We start from the raw sequence: 3,291 nt of genomic DNA, 5'->3' as shown, positions 1-3,291 counted from the left end.
GTGATACCGCCGGGGAATACCTGACTTCCGGCGACTATTTCTGGAACAGCGGCATGTTCGTGTTCAGGGCTACCCGCTATCTCGATGCACTGGCGCAGTTCGCTCCCGGTATTCTCGAAGCCAGCAAACAGGCCTATGAACAGGCCGAAACCGATGCGGATTTCATCCGCCTGGAAAAGCAGGCCTTCATCGACTGTTCTTCCGACTCCATCGACTATGCTGTCATGGAACACACAGACAATGGCGTCGTGATTCCCCTGAACGTGGGCTGGAACGACGTGGGTTCCTGGTCCGCCCTGTGGGAGATCGGCGACAAGGACGACGACGGTAACGTGATCACGGGCGACGTCCTCGCCCAGGATTCGCGCAACTGCTACCTGCGCTCGGACAGCCGCCTGCTGGCCACGGTAGGCCTCGAGGACATCATGGTGGTCGATACCCACGACGTGGTACTGGTTGCCCACAGGGACCAGGTACAGAAGGTCAAGGAACTGGTCAACCAGCTCAGCGGAGAACAGCGTAAGGAAATCGATATTCACGCGCTGGTTCACCGCCCCTGGGGCAGCTACCAGGGCATCGACCGGGCAGAACGCTACTAGGTAAAGCGCATCACCGTGGCGCCAGGCGCACAGTTGTCCCTGCAGATGCATCATCACCGCGCCGAGCACTGGGTGGTAGTGAAAGGCACGGCCAAGGTCACCTGCGGCGACAGGACCTTTCTGCTGTCGGAGAACCAGTCCACCTTCATTCCCATCGGCCAGCAGCACCGGCTGGAAAATCCCGGCAAGATCCCTCTCGATATTATCGAGGTACAGTCCGGCGCCTATCTCGGAGAAGACGATATCGAGCGGCTGGAAGATCTCTACGGGCGTTGATGCTTCTTTGTTAACCTATCCGTAGATGCCCCTCTCCCTACGAAAAGAGTGTCGTAAAAGGCGACAGCCTCCGCGATGCAAGGACGCATCGCCATTTTTGATGGCTGTAGGCCATTGAAAATGGCGGAATCGGAAAATCGCATTGTTCCGATTCCGAGTCGTAAAAGCCCAAGGAAGGGCTTTTACGACATCCTCACGAGCGGAGAGGGAGCAAAAGCCACCGGACAGGATCAGGAAAATCCGTCTTTTTCCTCACCACCGAACAAGGTGATCAATTCCGGCAGGAAACGGGAGAACTCGCCCGTCATAATGGCGAAGTCCGCATCGAAGCGCTCGGCAGCTGTTTCTGCACCCACATCACCGGCCTCGTCGAGCACCGCGTCCTGAAAGCGCAGGCGCTTGAGCTGGAATTTTTCCAAGCGTGTCTTCGGCCTCGTGATAGATTTTGGGACATCCCAGTCCCCAAAATCGACTCGGCCTTTGACAACCTATTGGTGCCCCAGACGTCCTGGTCACCCAGCACTACGCAACAACTTCGCAAGCTCGTTGCTGCTCCGTACTTGCCTCCCAATGACTGGACGCCGCGTTTGGATGCCTACTTTGCTTCCCCTCTGGCGCTATGCGCACGACGGGTAAGCAGTGCGGCCTCGCGGCTACTGGGGTCTACCAGCCTTCGCTTCGCTCTCCATGGCTGGCAGCGATCGAGCAGGAAACTGACCCGCTCTTCCCAGGTCAGCGCCAGGCGCATTGCTCGTTTGCCCGCCTCCAGGTGCACCCGGATTTCATCGGAGAACAGGTCTTCCCGGCGGACCCGCACAATGGCGCCGTCTTCCATGAGATCGCGCAGCTCGCACTCGTCCCCGATCTGGATCGCCGCAGGCACGCCACTTTCTTTCAGCCATTCGGTCATAACGGCATCGGGTGATTCTGCCACCTGCAACGGCACCACGGGCAAGGTGCCCAGGCACTCGCGCAGCAGGTCGATGAAGGCTTCTGCCCGGCTGGCCGTTGCCGTGTCCACCACCAGCCAACCGTTCCTGCTGTCGATATAGGCATACTGGTGATGGCTCTTGCTGAAGGCGCGGGGAATCATTTCCAGCAGCACCGTTTCCTTGAGTTCACGACGCTCCCTGGCCCGCACCTCCCTGCCTTCCTTCTCTTCGATCTCTCCCGCCCTGGCTTCCACCAGTTCCCGCACCGCAGCGGCAGGCAGTATCTTTTCTTCCTTGCGGGCGCACAGCATCATGCAGTTGCCCACGGTGTGTACCAGTTGCCTGCCTTCTTTTCCCAGGGGTTCCGTCCAGCCGGTAAAAGCCGGTTCCATGTCACCCAGGGGGCGAAAGGTCTTTTCCGCCAGTTTCTCTTCCAATGTCTCGGCGTCCAGGTCGAAAGCCTGGGTGAAGCGATACAGGATCAGGTTTCTAAACCACATCGGGCAGTCCTTGGGGAATGAAAAGGGCGCTGATTATGCGACTAGCGTGTCAGGCAATCAAGCGCCGCGTCATGTGCAGGCGCATGTCGGCATCTTCGGTGAGCCGATGAAACAGGTGGTGCGGCCCGGTCGCGCTGGCCACCAGGGCATCAAGGTCATCTTTCTTCTCGGCATAGAAATCGAGCAGGCGGCAATCGAAATCAGCCAGCGCCCTGCTGAGCGGATCCTTGCGCTGCCGCGCCAGCACAGTTTCCGCGCCCTCTTCGTAAACATTACCCAGGCAGACATGCACCGCAGAAAACAGGGTGGCCCAGCCGTTGAACCAGAACATCAGATCCGTATCGAAACCCTGCCCCGGTGAGCGCATCCTGCCCAGCACCTCTGCCAGAAATTCCTTCTCCCGAACCGATTCACCCTCCTCCAGCAGCTCCGCACGCCCATAGGCATCGATAGTGGAACTGGTGAGCAGGATGGGCGCATCGGGGTACTGCTGCAGCACGAAACTGGCATCCTTGATCAATTTTCCCCGCTGACTGCTGCCTGGCTGCGTTTTTATTCTTTCCGAAGCTGCGGTGGACAGTATCTGCAGCTGGTGTCCCCGCTGCCCCAGTTCCTGCGCCAGACGGCCAAACACGCCCTTGTGAAACAGGTCCATGGAAAAATTGGCTAAATGCAAACTACGGTTGGTAGTCGATAAGGTCCAATCTATGCTTTCCTGCCGAAAACTGCATTACTAGGTTGACTTTTCATCCAGTTCATTTATTCTCATAACTGCAATTCAAGGTTGAGAAAGGATGAATGAACCAGAAAAACTTGGACACGGAAATATGGGCGGTAGCCGACCTGCTCAGAGGCGACTTCAAACAATCCGAGTTTGGCAAGATCATCCTGCCGTTCACCGTGCTGCGCCGGTTGGAGTGCGTGCTGGAACCCACTCGCGAGGCCGTACTTGAACAATACGAAGCCATAAGGAATTAAGGAATG

4 protein-coding genes and 2 pseudogenes are annotated in these 3,291 nt (G+C 57.6%); 3 read left to right on the top strand and 3 right to left on the bottom strand.

Translation table 11 applies throughout. The features are described from left to right. Positions 1-875: pseudogene (locus ACOCD2_RS14890) on the top strand (mannose-1-phosphate guanylyltransferase/mannose-6-phosphate isomerase); the annotation flags it as partial. Between the two features lie 230 nt (positions 876-1,105). On the opposite strand, the gene rdgC reads toward ACOCD2_RS14890, so the two are convergent. Further along, positions 1,106-1,294, bottom strand: coding sequence for a recombination-associated protein RdgC (gene rdgC / locus ACOCD2_RS14885; RefSeq protein ID WP_293649038.1), 189 nt, complete (start codon positions 1,292-1,294; stop codon positions 1,106-1,108). 16 nt (positions 1,295-1,310) lie between these two features. Here rdgC and ACOCD2_RS14880 point away from each other — a divergent pair, with 16 nt between their 5' ends. Beyond that, on the top strand, positions 1,311-1,511 hold the full coding sequence (locus ACOCD2_RS14880; protein ID WP_374109986.1) for a hypothetical protein: 201 nt from the start codon (positions 1,311-1,313) through the stop codon (positions 1,509-1,511). On the opposite strand, the gene ACOCD2_RS14875 is transcribed toward ACOCD2_RS14880, so the two are convergent. Together ACOCD2_RS14875 and ACOCD2_RS14870 are read right to left on the bottom strand one after the other, a co-directional pair. After that, positions 1,471-2,307 (bottom strand): recombination-associated protein RdgC, encoded by an 837-nt coding sequence (locus ACOCD2_RS14875; protein WP_419625759.1) that lies wholly within the window; start codon positions 2,305-2,307, stop codon positions 1,471-1,473. The two genes, ACOCD2_RS14880 and ACOCD2_RS14875, sit on opposite strands and share 41 nt — an antisense overlap. A 49-nt stretch (positions 2,308-2,356) precedes the next feature. Continuing rightward, complete coding sequence (locus ACOCD2_RS14870; RefSeq protein WP_293701968.1) at positions 2,357-2,962, bottom strand: hypothetical protein; 606 nt, start codon at positions 2,960-2,962, stop codon at positions 2,357-2,359. Positions 2,963-3,105: 143 nt separating this feature from the next. Here ACOCD2_RS14870 and ACOCD2_RS14865 point away from each other — a divergent pair. Next, positions 3,106-3,258, top strand: a pseudogene (locus tag ACOCD2_RS14865) (type I restriction-modification system subunit M N-terminal domain-containing protein); the annotation flags it as partial. Positions 3,259-3,291 lie beyond the last annotated feature (33 nt).

Source organism: Thiolapillus sp., from assembly GCF_048562965.1.
In the GTDB taxonomy this organism is placed as follows: Bacteria; Pseudomonadota; Gammaproteobacteria; order Chromatiales; family Chromatiaceae; genus Thiolapillus; species Thiolapillus brandeum_A.
The sequence above is the reverse complement of the archived record's forward strand: the minus strand, read 5'-3'. Positions and strand labels throughout refer to the sequence as shown.